The organism is Ruegeria sp. ABM4_193, assembly GCF_056158705.1.
Window position 1 is genome coordinate 1,087,588 of sequence record NZ_JBSWTT010000001.1, and the last position, 22,044, is coordinate 1,109,631.

The window sequence follows — 22,044 nt, forward strand, 5'->3', positions numbered from 1 at the left end:
CCTTAAGCTCGATCCGACGGGTTGCCGGGCATCAGGTCATAGGGGTGTTTCCAGCCGGGCTGCTCGGATAACCGGGTCAGCCAGGCGTCAATGTGGGGCCAGTCGGCGCGGTCAAAGCCGAATGGTTCGGGGTAATAGAGATAGCCGCAGCAACTGAGATCGGCGTTCGTCACGCCGTCGCCAACGATCCAGTCGCGACCCTCCAAATGGGCGTTCAACACTTGGTAAGCTGCCTTCAGGCGCCCTTGATTGAAAGCAATCACATCGGGATTGCGATGCTGTTCCGGGAGGAAATTGATCAGAAAACGCGTCAAGCCTGCCATCGAACTAAGCTTGTGATTGTCCCACAAAACCCAGCGGAAAATGTCGTAATTTTCATCGCGATCCTTGCCTCCGAACTTGCCCGATTTTTCAGTCACATAAGCTTGAATGGCGCCGGATTGACTGGTGCGGAAATCACCGTCGATCAGGACAGGCGCTTCGCCCATCTCATTGACCTCAGTACAAAACTCAGGTGTTCGGGTTTGACCGTTGAAGAAATCGACAAAGACGGGCTCCCAATCCAACCCGGACATTTCCAGCGCTAAAGCAGCCTTGTAGCTGTTTCCGCTTTCTCCAAAGCAATGAAGTTTGATGCTCATGCGATCGCCCCTCCCAAGGCGCAATTGGCTAGGCCGGATTTGAGTATTTTTGAAAAGATGAAGGTCTGTCAGTAACCTTTGATCAACCATCTTCGAATTCAATGGTCCCGCGGTACAGGCTGGAGAGCCGATGACCGCAAAAGGTGAAGTCGTCCCTGTCCTGGTGGCGAGTGCGCCCTGTGGCAGGGACGCGTCGCCGCTTCATCTTTTCACAAATACTCCCGCCGGAGGCATCCGGCATTTAGGCTAGCGTTGTCATCGTAAGTTCACCGCATTGGCTCATCTTTTCCGCGCCTCAAGCTCAGAGTTGAAGATACGCAAGCGGTGGGTCAGGTTTTCCTCATCAATCACGCTGTTGAAATTCTCGAACAAAAAAGACAAAGCCTCACCTTCGTCCAGACCAGCCTCTCGCGCGAACGCTTTGAGCTTGCGGTACCCGTCCTCAGTCATGGCGACAGGAAAGCGACGTGTCAGGCGAAAACGCTTTGGCATTTGGGTCCTCCGGTGGTCTGGGTCCGGGCAGGGTTGCCCGAACCCACACTGAGATCAGAAGTTCGCCGCGTCCAGTGCCATTACCGTGTCCGCACCCGTCTGAATGCGCGCCAGGTGCATCCCGGTCGCGGGCAAGCGGCGTGCCATGTAGAAGCGGCCGGTGTTGATCTTGGTCTCGTAAAACTCTTTGTCCGATGCACCACCGTCCAGAGCATCTTGTGCAGCTTTCGCCATCTGCGCCCACATCAGGCCCAGGCAAACATGGCCGAACATGTGCATAAAGTCGTACGAACCAGACAGCGCGTTGTTCGGGTTCTTCATGCCTTCCTGCATGAAGTACATACCAGCGGCCTGCAGGTCCTTGGATGCAGCTTTCAGCGGCTCGATGAACGCTTTGTCATAGGCTTCGTCCTTGCCACCGTTTTCCTTGCAGAAGGTTTTGACCATCTCAAAGAACGCCATGACGTGCTTGCCGCCGTCCTGCGCCAGTTTGCGGCCAACCAGGTCAAGCGCCTGAACGCCATTTGCGCCTTCGTAGATCATCGCGATACGGGCGTCGCGGGTGTATTGCGACATGCCCCATTCTTCGATGTAGCCATGGCCGCCATAAACCTGTTGCGCCTGCACGGTCATGTCATAGCCCTGATCCGTCAGGAAACCCTTGATGACCGGCGTCAGCAGCGAGATCAGACCATCCGCGTCTTTGTCACCCGAGCGATGCGACTTGTCGAGCATCGTCGCGCCCCAAAGGATGAACGCGCGCGCGCCCTCGGTAAAACTTTTCTGATCCATCAGGTTGCGGCGGATGTCAGGGTGTACGATCAATGGATCGGCGGGACCATCGGGGTTCCTCACTCCGGTCACATCGCGGCCCTGAAGGCGGTCCTTGGCATATTCCCGAGCATTTTGGAACGCGGCCTCGGCCTGTGCCAGACCTTGCATCCCCACACCAAGACGCGCTTCGTTCATCATGGTGAACATGGCGCGCATGCCTTTGTGTTCTTCGCCCAAAAGCCAACCGGTGGCCTCGTCATAGTTCATGACGCAGGTCGAGTTGCCGTGGATGCCCATTTTCTCTTCGATCTTGCCGACCGAGACGCCGTTGCGCTCACCCGGTGTGCCGTCTTCGTTGACGATGAACTTCGGCACGATGAACAGCGACACGCCCTTGATGCCATCGGGGCCACCGGGGATCTTGGCCAGCACCAGGTGGATGATGTTGTCGGCCATGTCGTGATCACCGGACGAGATAAAGATCTTCTGGCCAGAAATCTTATAGCTGCCATCGCCATGCGGTTCCGCTTTGGTGCGCATCAGGCCCAGATCGGTGCCGCAATGCGGCTCGGTCAGGTTCATGGTCCCGGTCCATTCACAGCTGACCATGTTCGGCAGGTACTTGTTCTTCTGCTCGTCAGTCCCGTGCGCCAGAATCGCAGAGGCCGCGCCATGCGTCAGACCCTGGTACATGGTAAATGCCTGGTTTGAACCCGAGAACATCTCGCCCACGGCGGTGCCCAGCACATAGGGCATGTTCTGGCCGCCATACTCTTCCGGCATGTCCAGGCCAGTCCAGCCACCTTCCTTCATCTGCTCGAAGGCGTCTTTGAAACCGGTAGGAGTGTACACAATACCGTTTTCCAACCGGCACCCTTCGGTGTCCCCTACGACATTCAGCGGATGCAGGACGTTGGTGGCAACCTTGCCAGCCTCTTCCAGAACCGCGCCGGTAAACTCGGCTTCCAGTTCGCTATAGCCGGGAATATCCGACTGAGAGATTTTCAGAACGTCGTGCAGGATGAACTGCGTGTCTTTGGTTGGCGCGTTGTAAACGGGCATGTGAAGCTCCCTTAATTCATATGTCCGGATGGCGGGGCGAGGTTACTCGGCCGCCTTCTTTTCCTGTTTCATCGAGGCGATGACTTTCTCGCCCCAGCGCAACTGCTCTTTCAGATCGTCGATGGCTTGCGTCAGCTCGCGGCGGCGTTCTTCCATATCCGCCAGACGTTCCAACGCGATTTCATATGTGCGGGTCATCTGAGTGACCTGCTGGTCGCCCACATGGTACAGATCCAGAAGTTGTCGGATCTCTTCCAGGCTGAAGCCAAAGCGTTTCCCGCGCAGGATCAGTTTCAGCCGCGCCCGGTCACGTTTGGTGAACAGACGTTTTTGGCCTTCGCGGATCGGGAACAAAAGTTCCTTGGCCTCGTAGAACCGCAAAGTGCGTGGCGTGACATCGTAAGTCTCGCACATCTCGCGGATTGTCATCACATCTTCGGTCATTCGTCATACTCTCGTCACTGGCGTCATGAGACATGAGTTGCGCAGTTGCTTTGAGCTTTACAACACGTGAGTGACGTTTACGTAATTCAGACGCTGCGTCACTTCAAAGTTGACGTAACATCCAAACGCGTAAACGGACTTTCGCGTAATTTTCTTGCCCTAAGGTCAAGCCTGAGCCCCAGCTTTTGCGTGCAAAAAAGCTGTGCGCACACGCGTGAGGTGTGTCGCGAGACAGAGTGTACAGGAAAGAATTCCGAAGCGACGGAAGACCTACTTCAGGGACTTTGCTGTCTGGTCGCGCAGGCGCTTCAGTTCGTCCATGGCTTCGTCAAGTTGCTCGCGTTGTTGCTCAAGCTCGCCCATTTGGCGGTCCGCCATCTCAACAAAAGTAGCCATTTGAGCTTCGTTGCCCTGATCCTCATAGATCAAAAGCCATTGGCGAATCTCTTCCAGCGGGAATCCAAACTTGCGGCCACGCATGATCAACTTCATCCGGGCGCATTCCCGCGCGCCGTAAAATCGGGACCGGCCTTCGCGATCTGGTTGCAGAAGTTCGATGTATTCGTAATAGCGCAGGGTGCGCGGTGTTACATCGAACTCCGCGCACATCTCTTTGAATGACAAACGGTTGTTGGACATTCCTAGTCTCCTTGCCAGCAACCTAGGCGGTCCCGATCCCAAGCGCAACAGGTGGGCTTGCCCTTTGCCGAAACAGCGGCTCATAAAGGAAGGGACGAGAACAGGACAAATGCCAATGGTCGACAAGACAGTACTAGCCCGCCAATTTATCGAGGCGATCCCTCATGCGCGGGCCCTGAACCTGACGCTGACCCATATTGGCGAGGGCGAAGCAGAGATCACGCTGCCATACAACGAAGATCTGATCGGAGACCCGCGCACCGGCGTGATCCACGGCGGGGCAATCTCGACCATTTTGGATACGTGCTGCGGTGCTGCGGTGATGAGCCACCCATCGGCACCCGGGGGGACTGCAACCATAGACTTGCGGATCGACTATATGCGCGCGGCAACGCCGGGTCAGACAATCACGGCACGCGCGACCTGCTATCACATCACGCGGAACGTGGCGTTTGTGCGGGCGACTGCCGTTGACAATGACACAGACCTGCCTGTGGCAACCGCTGCCGGGTCCTTTACGGTTGAGGGGAAGTAACATGGCAAGACCGCGGCCTGAACCGATGCAGGTGGTCAAACAACGGCGCGATGCGGCATTGCGCGCGCTGGTTGATGGCGTACCCTATATCCGCTTTCTCGATATCAACTTCGACCGGCGTGGGGATGAACTGACCGGTGTGTTGAATTTCGACGACAAACTGATCGGCAACCCGTTTTTACCTGCGATTCACGGTGGGGTAACGGCGGCTTTTCTCGAAGTGACCGCTGTCATCACTCTCAGTTGGGAACACATGTTCCCGCGCATCGAGAGTGGTGAGATCGATGGCGAGGCCATCGTGACCGACCCGGACATCCGCTTTCCCAAGACAATCGACTTTACCGTCGATTACCTGCGATCGGGCCTGCCGCGTGATGCTTACGCAAGGGCTTTTGTCAGCAGGTCGGGGCGGCGTTATGCTTCGGTCCGGGTGGAAGCCTGGCAGGACAATCATGCGAAACTGTTTGCGCAGGCATCAGGGCATTTCCTGATGCCTCAACCCCCCAGAGACAAGAGCTGACGATGCAGTACGCGTCGGCGCCCATCACGCACAGACGGGTGCTGAAGATCGCAGTCCCGATCGTGCTGTCGAACGCGACCGTGCCCATTCTTGGCGCGGTAGACACGGGCGTAGTCGGTCAAATGGGGCAGGCCGCACCTATCGGTGCCGTGGGTATGGGCGCGGTTATACTGGCTTCGATCTACTGGATCTTCGGGTTTCTGCGCATGGGCACGACTGGCCTGGCTGCGCAGGCGCGCGGGGCAGGTGACATCGCTGAAACAAGGGCTTTGCTGATTCGAGGGCTTCTGCTGGGCGCGGCAGCGGGCGTGTTCTTTGTCCTCGCGCAGGCGGCAGTCTTTGCTGGGGCATTTGCCCTGTCGCCTGCCAGCCCCGAGGTTGAGTCACTGACGCGTGCATACCTTGAGATTCGCATCTGGGGTGCTCCGGCAACCATTGCTTTGTATGCCGTGACCGGATGGCTGATCGCGGTTGAACGGACGCGTGGCGTTTTCATTCTGCAAATCTGGATGAACGGGCTGAATATCGTTCTGGACCTTTGGTTTGTTCTGGGGCTGGGATGGGGCGTGGAGGGCGTCGCTGTGGCCACCCTGGTCGCCGAGTGGACTGGTTTGGCGCTGGGCTTATGGCTGTGCCGGGACGGATTCGAAGGCAAAATCTGGCGTGACCGGGCCCGGATTTTCGATGCCGGGCGCCTGCGCCGAATGATGCAAGTAAACGGTGACATCATGATCCGTTCCGTCCTTTTAACAGGCTCGTTCACGACTTTCCTGTTCGTGGGTGCGGATCTTGGCGACGTGACCCTGGCCGCCAATCAGGTTCTTCTGCAATTCCTTGAGATCACAGCCTTTGCCCTGGACGGGTTCGCCTTTTCAGCCGAGGCTTTGGTCGGTGGCGCAGTTGGTGCGCGGGATCGGCACCAGCTGCGACGCGCCAGTATCATGGCATCGCAATGGGGGCTTGGTGGAGCCATATTACTGGGGGCTGTGTTCTTCCTGGCTGGCCCGGCCCTGATTGATCTGATGTCAACCTCGCCCGAGGTGCGTTTGGCCAGCCGCGACTACCTGTTCTGGGCGGCATTGGCCCCGATTATTGGTGTGGCCAGTTGGATGTTCGATGGCATCTACATTGGTGCCACCTGGACCCGGGCCATGCGCAACGCAATGATTCAATCCGTGGCGATCTATGTAATCGCGCTGTTCATTTTAGTGCCGAGCCTCGGAAATCACGGTCTGTGGGCCGCGCTTATGGTTCTGAACATCGCGCGGGGTGTGACGATGGGCTGGCGCTATCCCAAGCTGGAAGCGCAAGTGGCTTAGAGCAGTGTCAGCAGGTTCTCAGGTGGACGCCCGATGGCGGCTTTGTCCCCGGCAATGGCAAGGGGGCGTTCGATCAGGATCGCGTTTTCCGCCATGGCGCGGATCAAGTCGTCATCTGATGCGGTCTTTGTCAGCCCCAATTCCTTGAACCGTTTTTCACCGGTGCGCACCATATCAATCACAGGCAATCCCAGTGAAACGTGCGCGGCCCTTACTTCGTCTGCTGAGGGCACATCTTCAAGGTATTTTCGCAGTTTGATCTTTGCGCCATTCTCCTCCAACAGCGCCAACCCGGCGCGGGATTTGGAACAGCGGGGGTTGTGCCAGTATTCGATCACAGCCAGTCCTCTCGTTTGCTGCCCACGGCCTCGGCAACGCTGTCATAGCCATCACGCGCCAGCAATTGATCCAGCCCATGCGCGATATCAGCAGCAAGTGAGATCCCACCGTAAACCATGGCGGTATAGAACTGTACAGCAGACGCCCCGGCGCAGATCTTGGCATAAGCTTGCTCGGCATTGCTGATGCCGCCGACGCCGATCAGCGGGATTGCTCCATCGGTCAACTGGCTCAGCTTCGCCAGCACACGGGTGGATTTTTCGAACAAAGGCGCGCCAGACAATCCTCCGGTTTCCCCTTTATGCGCGCTAAGCAACCCGTCGCGCGACAGGGTGGTGTTGGTGGCAATCACCGCATCCACGCGGGTTTCGCGAGCGACCTCAGCAATGTCCTGCAATTCCGGTTCAGTCAGATCAGGCGCAATTTTCAGAAAGATCAGAAGCGGGCGGGGCAGAGCATGGCGTGTTTCGATCACACCATTCAACAGCGCGGTCAGCGCGGCCTTGCCCTGCAAATCGCGCAGTTTTTCCGTGTTCGGTGACGATACGTTTACGGTGGCAAAATCCAGATGTGCCGCGCAATGGGCCAGAACTTTCGCAAAATCACCAGCGCGGTCTTCGCTGTCTTTATTGGCCCCAAGGTTCAGGCCGATCACTGCGTCTTTGGGGCGCTCTGCCAGCCGTTTGGCCATCACCTCCATGCCTTCGTTGTTGAAACCAAAGCGGTTGATGGCTGCCTTGTCCTCGGTCAGACGAAACAGGCGTGGTTTGGGGTTTCCCGGCTGCGGACGGGGCGTGACTGCGCCCACCTCGATAAAGCCAAACCCGGCGCGCGACAGGGGTGCGAGAACCTCGCCATTCTTGTCAAAACCAGCGGCCAGACCGACCGGGTTGGGCAGATCCAACCCCGCCACTTTGGTTTTCAGGCGCGGTGTAGTCACTGGTCCCGGCGCGGGTGTCAGCCCGGACTTCAACGCTATGATCGACATGCCATGCGCAGCTTCGGGATCCATGCGGTGCAGGGCGCTCAGCCCCAGTTTTTCAATCAGCTTCATCCGAAGGCCTTTCCGCTTTCCCCGGATCCACACCGGATCAGGCGCGAGGTTTCGACTGCAGCCTGACGGTGGATCACCGCGGCCCGGTACACTGGGTCTGTCACCATTTCAAGGAACGCGTGCGCGGTCGGATAGCGGGCGATAAAGACGGCATCCCAGACCTCATCAACCGGTCCGATGAGAGTTGTTTCAAACACCCCACGCCACAAAATACTTGCCCCGATACGCGCAATAATCGGGGCGGTTTCAGCACCGTATTTCTGATAGGCTTCTGCCCCTGTCAGCCCCGCGCCTGCCAATTCATGCGACGCGGGATACTGTGCTTCGGCCCGGAATTTAACCAGATTGAGCATTTCGATCGGCTGGTTGCGATCCAGCGCTTTGAATGCTTCGAACTGATCCCGATCCGGGTCGATAAAGGATGTCATTCCATGTCCTCGGGGAACTGGTGCACAGCACCGTCAAATGGCAGAGGGCGCGACCAGACAACGTCGCCAAGCCGGATCTGGCGATAGAGATGCGGGAACAGGGCACCGCCCCGCGAAACTTCCCATTTCAGATCGTCGCCCATGGCGTCGGCATTACAGGCCAGTAACGTCAGATCATCCACACCTGCGAAGTGTTTCGCCGCCGTCTCAGCGGCTTGTTCAGCCGTTGAAAAATGGACAAAGCCATCGGTGACATCAATTGGCGCGCCATCTGTTGCGCCCTTGTCTTGCAAGGCAGCCCATTCATCGGCCCGGAAAATTTTGTAAATCAGCATATCGATCTGATGCCCCGCGCAGCGTTCGGAATCAAGCCGGATTTCCTCTTTGACTCTCGCTCTGCATAAGCGCACGATCTCTGAAAATATAAACAGGGAGATTCAGTATGTTGACCCGATTCTTGGCGTCTGCTGCAATTCTTGGCCTCACTGCCGGTATGGCGGCGGCCGAATATAAATTAACTATTCTGCACACCAACGACATTCACAGCCGCATCGAGTCGATCAATAAATACGATTCAACTTGCGACGCTGAGGATGAAGCGGAAGGCAAATGTTTTGGCGGGGTTGCGCGCCTCAAGACGATCGTTGATTCCCGCCGTGATGCGCTGGCGGATCAGAATGTTCTGCTGCTGGACGCGGGCGATCCTTTCCAAGGGTCGTTGTTCTACACCACTTACAAGGGCGCAGCAGAAGCCGAGTTTATGGAAGCGATCGGCTATGACGTCATGGCCGTGGGCAACCACGAATTCGACGACGGCCCCGAAGGCTTGGCGTCGTTCATTGAAACGGTCAGCTTTCCGGTGATTTCAGGCAATCTGGACCTGTCATCGTCGGCCGAGCTGAACGGCAAGGTTGAAAACCATGTTGTGCTGGATATTGGCGGGCAGAAAGTCGGTATCATCTCGGCGCTCGCCACGGATACGGTTGAGACGTCCAGCCCCGGAAAGGACGTTGTGTTTCAGGACGAGATCGACAGCCTGAAGGCCGATGTGGCGGCACTGCAGGATGAAGGCGTCAACATCATCATCGCCTTGAACCATGTGGGTCTGGCCAAGGATCTTGAGATCGCAGCGCAGGTTCCGGGCCTCGATCTGGTTGTCGGTGGCCATTCGCACACGCTGTTGTCGAACACGCAGGAGGGCGCGGCCGGGTCGTATCCAATGATGGTTGGTGACGTGCCGGTGGTTCAGGCTTACGCATATTCAAAATACCTGGGCGAGATCACCCTGACCTTTGACGACGACGGCAATCTGATTGCAGCCGAGGGCGAACCCATTCTTCTGGACGCCTCGGTCACGCCTGACGCGGATATCGCAGCCCGCGTGGCCAAAATGGGCGCGCCGATTGAAGAGATGAAGCAACGCGTTGTTGCAAACTCAGGCGCAGCAATTCAGGGCGACAGGTCGATCTGCCGTGTGCAGGAATGTGAAATGGGTAACCTTGTGGCCGACGCGATGCTGGCCCGTGTCGCCGATCAGGGGGCGCAGATTGCAATTGCCAACTCAGGCGGCCTGCGTGCGTCTATCGACGAGGGTGATGTAACCATGGGCGAAGTGCTGACGGTTCTGCCGTTCCAGAACACGCTGTCCACTTTTGAGATCACCGGCCAGACCGTCATCGACGCGTTGGAAAATGGCGTCAGTCAGGTTGAAGAGGTAAAAGGCCGCTTTCCGCAAGTTGCGGGCCTGAGCTTTACCTGGGATCCTAGCGTGGCCCCAAACGAAGGCCGCATCAGCGAAGTCATGGTGGCCGAAGGTGACGGATTTGTTCCGATTGATCCGAACAAGACTTACCTTGTTGTGACCAACAACTATGTGCGCAACGGTGGCGATGGTTATTCGATGTTCGAAGGTGACGACAAGAATGCCTATGATTTCGGCCCCGATCTGGCCGATGTCACAGCCGAATATCTGGCGGAAAACGCGCCGTATCAGCCCTATCTGGACGGGCGTATCAAGCAGAAGTAAATTCTGCCACCTGAAACAAGAAAGCCGCATCCAGGTGATGCGGCTTTTTCTGTTTCACGGCCTGTCAGCTGAAATCGTATTCCGGCCAAAGCGATGGGTCCAAGTCGTCCAGCATAGGGCGCAAATGTTCGGAGACGCTCTGCCATCCACCAATGGATTTGGTTGAGATTTTATTGCGAACCTGATCGATGCTAGCTGTTCTGACCTGTTTGGTGTTTTGCTCGGGTCGCATCATGGCCTCGCTCCATTCAATGCCGCAAAACGCGGCGACCTGTTTGCTGTAGGTCTCCGGGTCGGCCACCAGCTTCTCATAAGGAATGGTCAGGATGTTTTCGCCAAACACGGACTGCCAATGCGCCATGTACTGGCGGTACAAGTTCGCCGAATGAGCAATCGACCGCAGATTTGACGCATAACGCATCCCACCTGCAGGAAAGCGGCGAATCCACTTGGACAAGCCGACATCGCGGGGATCTCGCAGCATGTTGATTATCTTGGCATTTGGGAACGCGGCCAGCAGGAACCCCACTCGCTGAAAATTGTGGGGCATCTTGTCGACAAAGGCGACCGAATCCGCGGGGATTGGCGGCATTAGCTTACGGAATTCCTGCGCAAATTCGGTTGCCTTCGCGGCGGTGAAAGCGTTTTTACCGTTCTCGAAGTCTTGGGATAAGTCCGCGCCCAGCATTAACTCGCCACACCCAGCAATATGTGGCGCAGAACTAAGCATCATTTCCATCAGTGTGGTACCAGACCGCGGCTGCCCAAGTACAAAGATCGGTACCGGTGAATCGTTGTTGTCAGAGGTTTGAATGTCGTCGCCGAGCGGGAACAGGCTTGTGATATTGCGAAGTTTTTTCTCTTCTGCAGCAAAGTTATATGGATTGCCGTCGTGCTGAATCGCATTGGCGTAAGCAAATTGCGACAGCGCCGCGTCCAGACCATCGGTTTGGGAAATCAGATGCGCTTTGGCGAACTCAAGCTCCACCAGCACGTTCTCGTTACTGGCGATAGCGATCTCAACTGCGTCCATCAGGTTCACCGCATCCTCCTTGCCGACCATTGTCGACAATTGCAGCAATGTCGGGGCGTGCTCAGGATTTTCCTCAAGGATACGGTGCAGAATCTCGGTAGATGCTTCTTTATCGCCGCTTTGGTGCAGATTTACGGATTTCTGGAAGGAGATCTTAATATTGTTCGGGTCCAGTTCATAGGCACGCGCAATATCACGGGAGTTTTCATCGACAAATCCAATCTTGGAATAGGCTCGGGCCCGCTTGGTCAACAAATCAGCATTGTCGGGGTCATTGGCCAGCTTGTTGGTTGCGTGTTCAATGATCGAACGCCACGATGTACCTTTGAGGTGTATCTCATCCAGAACTCGGTTCAGTTCCTTGTTGTTGGGGAACTGTTCCAATTTTTGTTCGGTGTATTCCAGCGCTTTGGGAAACTGGCCGATCTGCATCAGAGCGTTGGCGAGGTTTTCCACGAATTGCGGATCATCCGGTTTCATCCGCGAGGCTTCGACGAAATGCGGAATGGATTTCTTGTATTGTTTCATCTCGGTCAGAACAAAACCGGCGATGGCGTGAAAGTCCGAGTCCTTGGGGAATTTCTTGACGCCCAGCTGCGCCTTTTTCAAAGCCTGTGGCAACTTTTCTGCTTCCAGAAGGGAAATCGCTTTGCTCTTGAGGGATTGAGTCGTTTGGTTTTTCATGTGACCCGTAAGATCCTGCGCCTGTATCAAGAATGTATCGATGGTTCATTACCCATGTGTGGACGGTTTGCAATAACTCTTCCGAATGACGCCATGGCGCAGCTGTTTTCCGCACGACCGGCAAATACGCTGCCAGCAGTTCCAAACTTTAATGTTTGTCCGACAAATCAGGTACATGTGGTGCGCAGCGGTGAAACAGGCCGCCATCTGGACGGGTTGCGTTGGGGATTTCTGCCACACTGGTACAAATCTGAAACGGCTGGCCCGCTGTTGATCAATGCGCGGTCCGAGACTTTGGCGGAAAAACCAGCCTTTCGTGAAGCCTGCCGGTCGCGCCGCTGCCTGATCGCGGCCACCGGGTTCTACGAATGGACGAAAACCGATCAGGGCACCCGACTGCCGTGGTACATCCATCGCAAGGATGGAGCCCCGATTGCCTTCGCGGGCGTCTGGCAGGATTGGGGACCACAGGAAAGCCGACAGGGCACCTGCGCTATCGTGACCACAGGTGCAAATGAAAATCTTAAGACAATACACCACCGGATGCCCTTGATCCTTGAGCCTGAAGACTGGCCATTGTGGCTGGGCGAATCGGGAAAAGGGGCCGCACGGTTGATGCAGCCGGGTGACGAGGGGGTGCTGGCCTACCACCGCGTCGACCCGGCAGTGAATTCCAACCGGGCCAGCGGACCCGAACTGATTGAACCTTTCGACGGCTAAGGGCGCATGACCTTTTCTTTCGAAACTCGGCAAGCTAGACCACTGGTATGGCTTTGAATTTCCCTGATCTGACCAAGCTTTACGCGCATAACTTTGATACGGTTATCGACGTGCGCAGCCCGGCTGAGTATGCCGAGGATCATTTGCCGGGTGCGATCAACTTGCCGGTTCTGAATAATGAGGAACGGGCGCGCGTCGGAACCATCTATGTTCAGGAAAGCCCGTTTTTGGCACGCAAACTGGGGGCCGCGCTTGTGTTCCGCAATGCGGCCAACCACATCGAGCAGCATCTCAGCCATCACGAGGGTAGTTGGAGACCATTGGTCTATTGCTGGCGTGGTGGCCAGCGTTCGGGATCGTTCACCTGGATGTTGCAGCAAATCGGTTGGCGCGCTGATGTGGTCGAAGGCGGCTATCGCACCTATCGCCGGTTGGTGAATGCGTATTTTTACGACGATCCTCTACCGCATCGATTGATCGCCCTGGATGGCTATACTGGAACGGCCAAGACGGATCTGTTGGCTCTGTTACAAAGGCGCGGCGTACAGGTTCTCGACCTTGAGGCATTGGCCAATCACCGGGGATCTTTACTGGGGGAAAGGCCAGGCGGACAGCCCGCGCAAAAGGCGTTTGAATCGGCATTGTCCAGCGCGCTGTGCGCAATGAATCCAGCGCGCCCTGTTGTGGTCGAAGCGGAATCTTCGAAAATCGGCAGTCTAATCCTGCCGCCCAGCCTGTGGACCGCGCTATGCGCGGCCCCCAGGGTGCAAATCACGGCACCGATGGAAGCGCGCGCCGCCTATCTGGTGAGGGCCTATGACGACATCCTGTCTGACAGTGATCGTTTGCGGGATCGGCTTTCTCCGCTGCGTTTTCATCGCGGACATGACGTTGTCGATGGGTGGATGCACCTGATCGATGCGGATGAAAAACACGCGCTGACACAGGCGTTGATGGAACAGCACTATGATCCAGCCTACACCAAATCGCGGCGGTCGCGGTCCGCAGAGGTGCTGGCCAACATCAACATTGCGACATTGGACGATGACGGCCTTGCAACGGCAGCGTCTCAAATCGAAAGCCTGTTGGATCAGCTTTGAAGGCGCAGGCCCGGAGTATCAGTCAATTCGCCAATGATTACGGCGGGGTAGCCTGCGGCCTTCAAATCCTGAATCAGGGCATCGGCCGCTGCCGCATCGACAGCCGCCAGCAAACCACCAGCCGTTTGCGGATCGAACAACAAAGCGGCTTTGCCTTCGGCGGGCAGGTCCATGGCAATTGCCCGGTTGTCGGCAAAGATCGTTGACCGCATACCTTGTTCAGACAGCTCCAGCGCACCATCCATCACCTCAATCGCGTCCAGATCAAGCACGGCACCGCAGCCTGAGGCGTCGCAGATACCTTGCAGGTGTCCGGCTAATCCAAACCCGGTCACATCCGTCATCGCATGGGCTTTGGCCAGAATACGTGCCGCCTCTCCCTGCGGTTGGGTCATCTGCTGGTAGGCCGCTGCGACCCAGGCTCCGTCCGCTAGACCGGCCATTTCCGCAGCCATCAGAACGCCGCTGCCTAAAGGCTTGGTCAGGATCAGACAGTCCCCCGGTTGCCCGCCCGCCAGTGTTACAGGAGGCGTTTCACAAAGGCCGGTTATCGTAAAGCCGATGGTCATCTCGTCGCCCATGGAACTGTGCCCACCCACGATCTCGGCCCCGGCCTCTTTCATCACCTTGCCCGCGACTGCCATGATTTCTGCCATGGTGCGGCCCTGAAGACTGGCGGACATACGAGGCAGGATGATCGTCGCCGTTGCGGCCTGAGGCGTTGCTCCCATGGCCCAGATATCCCCCAAGGCGTGCACAGCAGCAATGCGCGCCATAAGGGCGGGATCATTGGTGAAAGCCCGCAGGTGATCCGAGGTCATGACCTGCTGAACGCCACCCGTCTGTAACAAAGCCGCATCATCGCCGGGCAGGGGGGTGATGTCTGATCGGACAGGCGCGGGTTGCGATTTCAGAGCGGTCTGCAACGCGTCGCGCCCGACTTTGGCCCCGCATCCTCCGCACATGGGTTTTTCCCCAAGCGCCTCATCCAGCCCAAAGGCCCGGTCGCGTGGTAATGTTGGAGGCTTCATCTGCGGCAGGTTTCGAAACCTGTTCATGAAGGTTTGGTCGATGTGGTTCTTCCATTTCCACATGATCGGACCGCTGAAGGATGTCCCCAAACGTTCACCAAGCGCGGATTTGCCGCCCAAAGAAATCAGTTTGAGGTAATCCTTCTGCGGGACATACCTGCGAATCCGTCCCGCCCCCAGCGCGGCACGCAGATTATCAAAAAGAACGGGCGCTTCGCGCACCGCGTAAACGCCTGCCTTGGGGCGCGGATTATCCGACAGGTGGGCGCAATCTCCGGCTGCAAAAACAGCGGGGTCGCTGGATTGAAGATGGCCGTTCACCCGGATGTACCCGTCCTGCAGATCCAGCCCGGTATGTGCGATCCAGTCATAAGGGCGCGCCCCGGCGGCTCCGGTGACGAAATCTGCAGGTATTGCGCGGCCGTCCTTCAGTTCCACGTGATCCGCGCCGATCCGGGTGATCACTGCGTTTTCGATGACGTCCACACCCAGATCCTGCATGGCGCGGCGGATCGTGGCCGCCGCCTTGGGTTTGGTGGCCGTCAGGATCGAGGCATTATCGATCAGCGTTATCCGCGCCGCGCGCCCCTTTGCTTTGAGAGCATGGGCCATGGCCATGGCCAATTCGGCCCCGGCAACGCCCCCGCCGATCACCGCGACTGACGCAGGGCCATCGTGATTAAGGTAGTCAGCCCACCGCGCAGCAAATCGGCCCAGAGGTTTGGCTGGAATGGCATGTTCGGCAAAGCCCGGCAGAGCGGGCATGTCCGAAGTGATCCCGACATTGACCGACGCCACATCAAACCCGACCGGCGGGTGTCCGGGAACATGCACCTGATGTGCGTCGGTATCGATCCCCTCAACCGCACCCAGAATGACACGAGCGCCTGCGAAGCGCGCGAGTTTCACCAGATCAATGTCCAATTCCCGGCGATCATAATGTCCGGCGACAAATCCGGGTAGCATCCCGGAATATGGCGCGGTTGGACCGGGGTTGATCACTGTCACCCGTGCCCCGGGCAGGGGGTTCATCCCCCATTTCCGCAAAAGCAACGCATGGGTGTGACCTCCGCCAACAAGAACCAGATCGCGGGTTAAAGGCAGCGGAGGTGAGTGCATTGGTTTTAATTCGCGCTATGGTCCGGGACGTCTTCGACCTGCTCGACCGCGTGGGTGGCCCAAAGCTCATCCTCACCCGCATCCGGCAAATCGCTGGGCTTTTCATGACGATGAATGTGCCATTTGGCAATGAACAGGGCCGTGATCGGTGCCGTCAGGAACAAGAAAAGCGTGATCAGAAGCTCATGCAATGACAGTTTGCCTTCCAGCAGGACGGAATGCGTGATCGAGGCCAGAAGCACACCGCCCACGCCCAACGTCGTCGCCTTGGTCGGGGCGTGTAGTCGGGACATAGGGTCCTTTAGCTTGATCATGCCGAAGGAACCGACAAAACCGAAAATGCCCGACATGATCAGGAAAACGGCGATCAGAATTTCGACGAGTAATGTCATGCCGCCCTCACTCGATAATGTTGCCGCGCAACATGAAGCGCGCGTAAGCTACAGTTGAGACGAAGCCGAGCATGGCAATGATCATGGCAGCTTCGAAAAAGATTTCGGTGCCCTGATCCAGACCATACAGGATCATCAGGGCGATGGTGTTGATCACCATCGTATCCAGCGCAAGAACGCGGGTGCCAACGCCGTCTGCGGTGATGATCCGCCAAAGGCACATCATGATGGCAGCTCCGAAACAGGCAAAGGCAAACAAGATGGCATATTCCAAAATCATTCGAAAATCTCCTTCAACCTGCGCTCGTAACGCTGCTTGATCTGATCGCGCACCTCTTCGGGGTTGGGGGCGTCAAGACAATGCACCAAAAGGTTATGCCCTTGCGCCGACAGATCGCAGCTGACGGTGCCTGGGGTCATGGTTATGGTGCCCGCCAGAACGGTGATCGCCTCTGGCGTGCGCAGTTCCAACGGGACACAGACCCAGTTGGGTTGGCGGTCGGCATCGCGTTTGAACAGGATAATTCGGGCAACGGTGATGTTTGCAATCACAATGTCCCAAAGCACGACCAGCATGTACTCTGCCACCATCGGCCAATTGCGCAGCTTGGGACGATCCGGCCAGTAGGGCTGCGTAATAAAGGGGATGATGATCCCCAAAATCAGACCAAACACCAAAGAGTTCAAAGACCCGTTATTGGCCAGCAGCACCCAGACGAGCGTCAGCAAGAAAGTCAGATGAGGGTGCGGAAAGATCCGGTGGAGCAGTTTCATCATTCTTCCCTTCCCAATACGGCAGAGATGTAGTTTTCGGGCGCAAACAGCTGAGCTGCGGTCTTGCTTGTGTATTCAAGGGCCGGACCTGCAAACAGGGTCAGCAGGATCAAACCCGCCACCAGTCCAAACACGGCTGTGATCGCAAGGCCGAGTTGCGGTTCTGGGGCGACCGGTGCTGGGACCTCTTCGCCTTCGACAGGCTCTTCGATGGTGACGACCTGCGTGTCGTGGCTTTTCCAGAAGATCAACGTTCCCGCGCGCGCCAGCCCAACGATGGTGACAAAAGACCCGATCAGAATAACAGCCCAGACCGCCGTTGCATCCGGTGCATCGCGGGACGCGTCCAGAACCAGCAGTTTGCCGATGAAGCCCGAAAGCGGTGGCATCCCTGCCATTGCGATGGCTCCGACAAAGAACAGGGCCGAGATCAGGCCACTTTGGGGCATCGGCGCTGTGGGTGCGATGGCACCGCCGCGACGTTCCATCACCAGATCCGCCACCAGGAATAACAGCGCAGTCGCAAGCGTCGAGTGGAACACGTAGTAAAGTGCCGCCGCCGTCGCATCCGGCGTGAATTGCGAGATTGCGATCAGCAGGGTACCCATCGAAGCGATGGCGCAAAATGCCACCATGCGGGCTATGTGCTGAGATCCCAATATGCCGACGGCCCCAACGGCCAAGGTCAAAAGCGCGGCAGGTTGCAGCCAATCGCCGACCAATCCCTGGGTCGCTTCAACCTCTGGTCCAAAGGCCAGCGTGTACATCCGAATGATCGAGTAAGCACCGACCTTGGTCATGATCGCAAAAAGGGCGGCAACCGGTAGGGGGGCGTTGGCATAACTGGCGGGAAGCCAGAAATGCAGGGGCAACACTGCGGCTTTGATACAGAAAACCAACAGCAAAAGCACAGCGCCGACCCGTAGCAAAGCCGTGTCTTCAGCCGGAAGCTCCGCCACACGCAGCGCAATATCGGCCATGTTCAGCGTGCCGGTGACGCCATAAATCGTGCCCAGGGCAAATAGAAACAGGGTCGAGCCCAGGAGGTTGTAAGCCACATACTGCACGCCCGATTTCAATCGAACCGAACCGCCGCCATGGGTCATCAGACCGTATGAGGCGATCAGCAGAACCTCGAAGAACACAAACAGGTTGAACGCGTCGCCGGTCAGGAAGGCTCCGCAAACGCCCATAAGCTGGAAATGGAGCAGTGCGTGGAAATGTTTCCCGCGCTCGTCCCAGCCTGACGCTATGGCATAAAGCACAATGGGTAAGGCCAGCAGCGCGGTCAGCAGAACCATCATGGCTGAGAGCCGATCCAACACCATGACAATACCGAAAGGTGCAGGCCAATTGCCCAACTCGTAGACCAGAATTTCACCACCCGACGCTTGCGCGGTGATGGTCAGGGCAATGCCCAGCAGGGCAATGACACCGGCGACCGAGAAGATGCGCTGCAGGTCCAGATGATACCGCAGGACCATGATGATGAACGGGGCCAGGATCGCGGGAAGGACGATCGGCGCAACGATCCAGTGGTTCATGCGTCTTCTCCCGGCGCGTCAACGCTGTCCTGTGGGCTCATGTCTATATGGTCATCCTTTGAAGACAGGTAGGCCGATAGGGCAATCATCACGATCACGGCCGTCATCCCGAACGAGATCACGATGGCTGTCAGCACCAGCGCCTGTGGCAGCGGGTCGGTATAGGGTACGTCTTCGTATTTGTTCAGAACGGCTGGCGCATTCAGCGCGAGGCGCCCTGTGGCAAACAAGAACACGTTCACCGCGTAGGTGATCAGGGACAGGCCTAGAATGACCGGGAAAGTCCGACGGCGCAGGATCAGGAATATCCCGGCGGCGGTCATAATGCCTACGGCAGAGGCTACGAGCGCTTCCATCAGGCCTGCTCCTTCTCTTTATCTTCGTCTTGAGGGGCATCCCGCAGTGGGTTGATATCCATCGGGAATTCCTGCGCCATACCTGGCCGCCACGCAAAGCGCGACAGGCTATCCAGCGCCAGCATCACCGCCCCAAGAACGGCGAGGAAAACGCCCACGTCAAACAGCATGGCCGTGGCCCATTCGAACTCTTCCAGCGGTGGCCAGTTGATGTAACCGAAATCGCTGGTAAGGAAGGGACGTTCGTTGAACCAGGCCCCCAGGCCGGTCGCGGCTGCAATCAGAACACCCCAGCCGATGGTGCCGTGATAGTAGAACCTTTGTCGTTCGATGGCCCACGTATATCCGCTGGCCATGTATTGCATCAGAAAGGCAATTGCGACGACAAGACCAGCGATGAAACCGCCGCCGGGTTGGTTGTGACCCCGGAAGAAAATGTAGGCGCCAACCATCAGGGCGATGGGCATCATCACACGCGTCGCAACCACCATCATCAGCGGATGAGAATCCCCCGATTGCGGCCAATGCGGTTTTCGGTTCAGAAGATAGCCGCGCACATTCGTGCTCAGAACCGCTTCGGTCAAGGCAAAGATGATCAGAGCCGCGATGCCCAGAACGATGATCTCGCCAAAGGTATCAAAGCCCCGGAAGTCGACCAGAATAACGTTCACCACGTTGGTGCCACCACCGCCCTTGTACGAATTCGCCAGATGGAAGTCTGAGATTGTCGGGAAGGCAAAGTCCCGCAGCATGATCGCGTAAATCAGCGCTCCGGTCCCGATACCCGCGACAACAGAAATCGCAGCATCTCGCCACCGTCGTGCGGCTGAACTGTCCCACGGCGTTTCCGTGGGCAGGAAGTTCAGCGACAGAAGCAGCAGGATCATTGTCACCACCTCGACCGAGATCTGGGTCAGAGCCAGATCCGGTGCAGACAGATAGTTGAAGGCGACCGACACGATCAGGCCGACGACGCCGATCAGGACAAGCGACAACAAACGGTTGCGGTGGAACCACATGATCCCCAAGGTCGCGCCAACCAGACAAATCCAGCCGATGATCGGGATGATCTGCGCAGGCAGCGGAACACGTGTTTCAACGCCAATCGTGCCTGTCGAATAGGCGTAGTAGCCCAGACCGACGGTAAAGGCGACGAAGATGATCGCGTAGCGGCTGAGGACACCGTTGTGCAGCTCATCCGTGATCCATTGGCTGAGGCGGGTGAAGGCGTTGATGATCGCTTCGAAAATGACCTTCGCCTCAGGGCGGGGCAGGGCGTTCCATAGCTGCTCACCGCGTTTGTGCATCGACAGCAGGAACAGGCCACCCAGCGTCGCGACAATCGACATGTACAGTGCCGGCACAAAACCGTGCCACAGCTTCAGCGAGTAGTAGGGCAGCTTTTCTCCGCCGATCACCGCGCTGGACACCACGGCGACCAAGGGGCCGACGATCGCAGCCGAATAGAGGCCGATCAGAATGACCAGCACGACCAGGAAGGCTGGTGCAATCCACAGACCGACGGGTGGATCATGCGGATGCGCAGGGTAGTCGTCGCGCTGCGGGCCGAGGAACACGTGGCTCACGAAACGGAAGGAATAGGCTGCAGAAAACAGCGATGCCAGCAAGGCCAATCCCGGCACCAGATAATGCGAGTTCAGCCATGTCGTGTGGACGGTCTCCTCCAGCATCATCTCTTTCGACAGGAACCCATTTAGCGGCGGCAGGCCCGCCATCGACAGGGCCGCGATGGTGCCGATTGTAAAGGTGATCGGCATCAGATGCCGCAATCCGCCCAATCGCTTGACGTCACGGGTGCCGGTTTCATGGTCAACGATCCCGGCGGTCATGAACAGGGCGGCTTTGAAGGTCGCGTGGTTGATGATGTGAAACACGGCGGCGACAGCTGCGAACTTGGTGCCAAAACCCAGCAGCATGGTGATCAGGCCCAGATGAGAAACGGTCGAAAACGCAAGCAGCGCCTTTAAGTCATCCTTGAACAGAGCAATCACCGCGCCCAACAGCATGGTCACCAGACCAGTGGTGGCGACAATATAGAACCATGCATCCGTCCCAGCCAAAACCGGCCACATCCGCGCCATCAGAAACAGACCGGCTTTAACCATTGTGGCTGAGTGCAGATAGGCCGAAACCGGCGTAGGGGCCGCCATCGCGTGCGGCAACCAGAAATGGAACGGGAACTGGGCCGATTTTGTGAAGGCGCCCAACAGGATCAGGATCAGCGCGGGCAGGTAGTAGGGCGAAGCCTGGATCAGTTCTTTGTTTTGCAGAATGACGCTCAGATCATATGACCCCACGATGTTTCCCAGGATCAGCATCCCGGCAATCATCGCCAACCCGCCGCCACCCGTAACGGCCAGCGCCATACGCGCGCCTTGGCGACCTTCGGGCAGGTGTTTCCAATAGCCGATCAGCAGGAATGAGCTGAGTGACGTAAGCTCCCAGAAAATAAGCAAAAGCAGGATGTTGTCTGACAGAACGATCCCGACCATCGCGCCCTGAAACAGCAGCAGATAGGTATAGAACTGCCCCATCGGATCTTCGCGCGAGAGGTAGAACCGCGCGTACAGGATGATCAGCAGACCGATGCCCAAAATCAGCAGGGCAAACAAAAACCCTAGCCCGTCCAGCATAAAGTTCGCGTTTAAACCAAGTCCCGGAATCCAATCGAACCGTGCAGTAACAACTTCGCCGCGCATGACCGAAGGGATGTGGATCAAAAGCCCCATCAGGGCGAGAAACGTCGTCAATGCCGCTGCGGATGCAGCCGCGTTTCTGCCTGCACGGATCAGAAGAGCAGGGAACACAGCACCAAGGAAAGGAAGGGCCGCGATAAGGAATAGGGACAAGTGCGATACTCCGGTCTGAGCGGTCAGGATGAAGCCAATTTTGTAAGGATATTTTCTTGACTGTCCAGATATTGTAACTTCTTCACAAAATTCTACTGAAACACTCAACTATACTGCAGCTCTGCGAAAAAATGACGCGATCTTGATC

23 protein-coding genes are annotated in these 22,044 nt (G+C 57.2%); 6 read left to right on the forward strand and 17 right to left on the reverse strand.

Features of this window, described 5'->3' with window-relative positions; translation table 11 throughout:
• Positions 1–2: 2 nt before the first annotated feature.
• From ACXADZ_RS05465 to ACXADZ_RS05485, 5 genes are all read right to left on the reverse strand, one after another.
• Positions 3–641: a glutathione S-transferase family protein gene (locus ACXADZ_RS05465; RefSeq protein WP_475193459.1), complete on the reverse strand. Its 639-nt coding sequence runs from the start codon at positions 639–641 to the stop codon at positions 3–5.
• 279 nt (positions 642–920) lie between these two features.
• On the reverse strand, positions 921–1,133 hold the full coding sequence (locus tag ACXADZ_RS05470) for a hypothetical protein (protein WP_171091078.1): 213 nt from the start codon (positions 1,131–1,133) through the stop codon (positions 921–923).
• A gap of 54 nt (positions 1,134–1,187) precedes the next feature.
• On the reverse strand, positions 1,188–2,969 hold the full coding sequence (locus ACXADZ_RS05475) for an acyl-CoA dehydrogenase C-terminal domain-containing protein (protein ID WP_475193463.1): 1,782 nt from the start codon (positions 2,967–2,969) through the stop codon (positions 1,188–1,190).
• A gap of 42 nt (positions 2,970–3,011) precedes the next feature.
• Positions 3,012–3,413, reverse strand: a complete 402-nt coding sequence (locus ACXADZ_RS05480) for a MerR family transcriptional regulator (protein ID WP_171091075.1) — start codon at positions 3,411–3,413, stop codon at positions 3,012–3,014.
• Positions 3,414–3,683: 270 nt separating this feature from the next.
• Positions 3,684–4,052, reverse strand: coding sequence for a MerR family transcriptional regulator (locus ACXADZ_RS05485; protein ID WP_171091072.1), 369 nt, complete (start codon positions 4,050–4,052; stop codon positions 3,684–3,686).
• Between the two features lie 115 nt (positions 4,053–4,167).
• Between ACXADZ_RS05485 and ACXADZ_RS05490 the strand changes: the two genes are divergently transcribed.
• From ACXADZ_RS05490 to ACXADZ_RS05500, 3 genes are read left to right on the forward strand one after another with little or no spacing between them, the layout of a single operon-like run.
• Positions 4,168–4,587 carry a PaaI family thioesterase gene (locus tag ACXADZ_RS05490; RefSeq protein ID WP_171091070.1) on the forward strand — a complete coding sequence of 140 codons (420 nt, stop codon included), beginning with the start codon at positions 4,168–4,170 and terminating at the stop codon, positions 4,585–4,587.
• Position 4,588: 1 nt separating this feature from the next.
• The gene (locus ACXADZ_RS05495) at positions 4,589–5,107 is read left to right on the forward strand and encodes a PaaI family thioesterase (RefSeq protein ID WP_171091068.1); all 519 of its coding nucleotides are present in this window, start codon (positions 4,589–4,591) and stop codon (positions 5,105–5,107) included.
• Positions 5,108–5,109: 2 nt separating this feature from the next.
• Entirely contained in the window at positions 5,110–6,426 is a 1,317-nt protein-coding gene (locus tag ACXADZ_RS05500) for an MATE family efflux transporter (RefSeq protein ID WP_475193475.1), read from the forward strand.
• On the opposite strand, the gene arsC is transcribed toward ACXADZ_RS05500, so the two are convergent.
• From arsC to ACXADZ_RS05520, 4 genes are read right to left on the reverse strand one after another with little or no spacing between them, the layout of a single operon-like run.
• Positions 6,423–6,764: an arsenate reductase (glutaredoxin) gene (arsC, locus tag ACXADZ_RS05505; RefSeq protein WP_171668619.1), complete on the reverse strand. Its 342-nt coding sequence runs from the start codon at positions 6,762–6,764 to the stop codon at positions 6,423–6,425. The two genes, ACXADZ_RS05500 and arsC, sit on opposite strands and share 4 nt — an antisense overlap.
• Positions 6,761–7,819: a quinone-dependent dihydroorotate dehydrogenase gene (locus ACXADZ_RS05510; protein ID WP_475193483.1), complete on the reverse strand. Its 1,059-nt coding sequence runs from the start codon at positions 7,817–7,819 to the stop codon at positions 6,761–6,763. Before ACXADZ_RS05510 ends, arsC begins: the two co-directional genes overlap by 4 nt.
• The gene (locus tag ACXADZ_RS05515; protein WP_475193488.1) at positions 7,816–8,247 is read right to left on the reverse strand and encodes a DUF1330 domain-containing protein; all 432 of its coding nucleotides are present in this window, start codon (positions 8,245–8,247) and stop codon (positions 7,816–7,818) included. The genes ACXADZ_RS05510 and ACXADZ_RS05515 overlap by 4 nt, the downstream gene beginning before the upstream one ends.
• Entirely contained in the window at positions 8,244–8,582 is a 339-nt protein-coding gene (locus tag ACXADZ_RS05520) for a DUF952 domain-containing protein (RefSeq protein WP_171668616.1), read from the reverse strand. The genes ACXADZ_RS05515 and ACXADZ_RS05520 overlap by 4 nt, the downstream gene beginning before the upstream one ends.
• A 107-nt stretch (positions 8,583–8,689) precedes the next feature.
• On the opposite strand from ACXADZ_RS05520, the gene ACXADZ_RS05525 reads away from it, so the two are divergent.
• Positions 8,690–10,273, forward strand: coding sequence for a bifunctional metallophosphatase/5'-nucleotidase (locus ACXADZ_RS05525; RefSeq protein ID WP_475193493.1), 1,584 nt, complete (start codon positions 8,690–8,692; stop codon positions 10,271–10,273).
• A gap of 64 nt (positions 10,274–10,337) precedes the next feature.
• Here the strand turns inward: ACXADZ_RS05525 and ACXADZ_RS05530 are convergent, their stop codons facing one another.
• Positions 10,338–11,990 carry a tetratricopeptide repeat-containing sulfotransferase family protein gene (locus tag ACXADZ_RS05530; protein ID WP_171668615.1) on the reverse strand — a complete coding sequence of 551 codons (1,653 nt, stop codon included), beginning with the start codon at positions 11,988–11,990 and terminating at the stop codon, positions 10,338–10,340.
• A gap of 54 nt (positions 11,991–12,044) precedes the next feature.
• Between ACXADZ_RS05530 and ACXADZ_RS05535 the strand changes: the two genes are divergently transcribed.
• Together ACXADZ_RS05535 and mnmH are read left to right on the forward strand one after the other, a co-directional pair.
• Complete coding sequence (locus tag ACXADZ_RS05535) at positions 12,045–12,710, forward strand: SOS response-associated peptidase (RefSeq protein ID WP_171668644.1); 666 nt, start codon at positions 12,045–12,047, stop codon at positions 12,708–12,710.
• Positions 12,711–12,757: 47 nt separating this feature from the next.
• Positions 12,758–13,810 carry a tRNA 2-selenouridine(34) synthase MnmH gene (mnmH, locus tag ACXADZ_RS05540; RefSeq protein WP_475193498.1) on the forward strand — a complete coding sequence of 351 codons (1,053 nt, stop codon included), beginning with the start codon at positions 12,758–12,760 and terminating at the stop codon, positions 13,808–13,810.
• On the opposite strand, the gene selD is transcribed toward mnmH, so the two are convergent.
• From selD to ACXADZ_RS05575, 7 genes are read right to left on the reverse strand one after another with little or no spacing between them, the layout of a single operon-like run.
• Positions 13,801–15,960, reverse strand: a complete 2,160-nt coding sequence (gene selD, locus ACXADZ_RS05545; RefSeq protein ID WP_475193502.1) for a selenide, water dikinase SelD — start codon at positions 15,958–15,960, stop codon at positions 13,801–13,803. The two genes, mnmH and selD, sit on opposite strands and share 10 nt — an antisense overlap.
• A 5-nt stretch (positions 15,961–15,965) precedes the next feature.
• Positions 15,966–16,352: a Na+/H+ antiporter subunit G gene (locus ACXADZ_RS05550; RefSeq protein WP_171091048.1), complete on the reverse strand. Its 387-nt coding sequence runs from the start codon at positions 16,350–16,352 to the stop codon at positions 15,966–15,968.
• Positions 16,353–16,359: 7 nt separating this feature from the next.
• Positions 16,360–16,632 carry a K+/H+ antiporter subunit F gene (locus tag ACXADZ_RS05555; RefSeq protein WP_174825372.1) on the reverse strand — a complete coding sequence of 91 codons (273 nt, stop codon included), beginning with the start codon at positions 16,630–16,632 and terminating at the stop codon, positions 16,360–16,362.
• Entirely contained in the window at positions 16,629–17,126 is a 498-nt protein-coding gene (locus tag ACXADZ_RS05560) for a Na+/H+ antiporter subunit E (protein WP_171091225.1), read from the reverse strand. The genes ACXADZ_RS05555 and ACXADZ_RS05560 overlap by 4 nt, the downstream gene beginning before the upstream one ends.
• Positions 17,126–18,670: a monovalent cation/H+ antiporter subunit D gene (locus tag ACXADZ_RS05565; protein WP_475193511.1), complete on the reverse strand. Its 1,545-nt coding sequence runs from the start codon at positions 18,668–18,670 to the stop codon at positions 17,126–17,128. The genes ACXADZ_RS05560 and ACXADZ_RS05565 overlap by 1 nt, the downstream gene beginning before the upstream one ends.
• Positions 18,667–19,026 carry a Na+/H+ antiporter subunit C gene (locus ACXADZ_RS05570; protein WP_170751150.1) on the reverse strand — a complete coding sequence of 120 codons (360 nt, stop codon included), beginning with the start codon at positions 19,024–19,026 and terminating at the stop codon, positions 18,667–18,669. The genes ACXADZ_RS05565 and ACXADZ_RS05570 overlap by 4 nt, the downstream gene beginning before the upstream one ends.
• A complete protein-coding gene (locus ACXADZ_RS05575) occupies positions 19,026–21,896 on the reverse strand; it encodes a monovalent cation/H+ antiporter subunit A (RefSeq protein ID WP_171676146.1) in 2,871 nt (956 codons plus the stop codon). Before ACXADZ_RS05575 ends, ACXADZ_RS05570 begins: the two co-directional genes overlap by 1 nt.
• Positions 21,897–22,044: the final 148 nt, after the last annotated feature.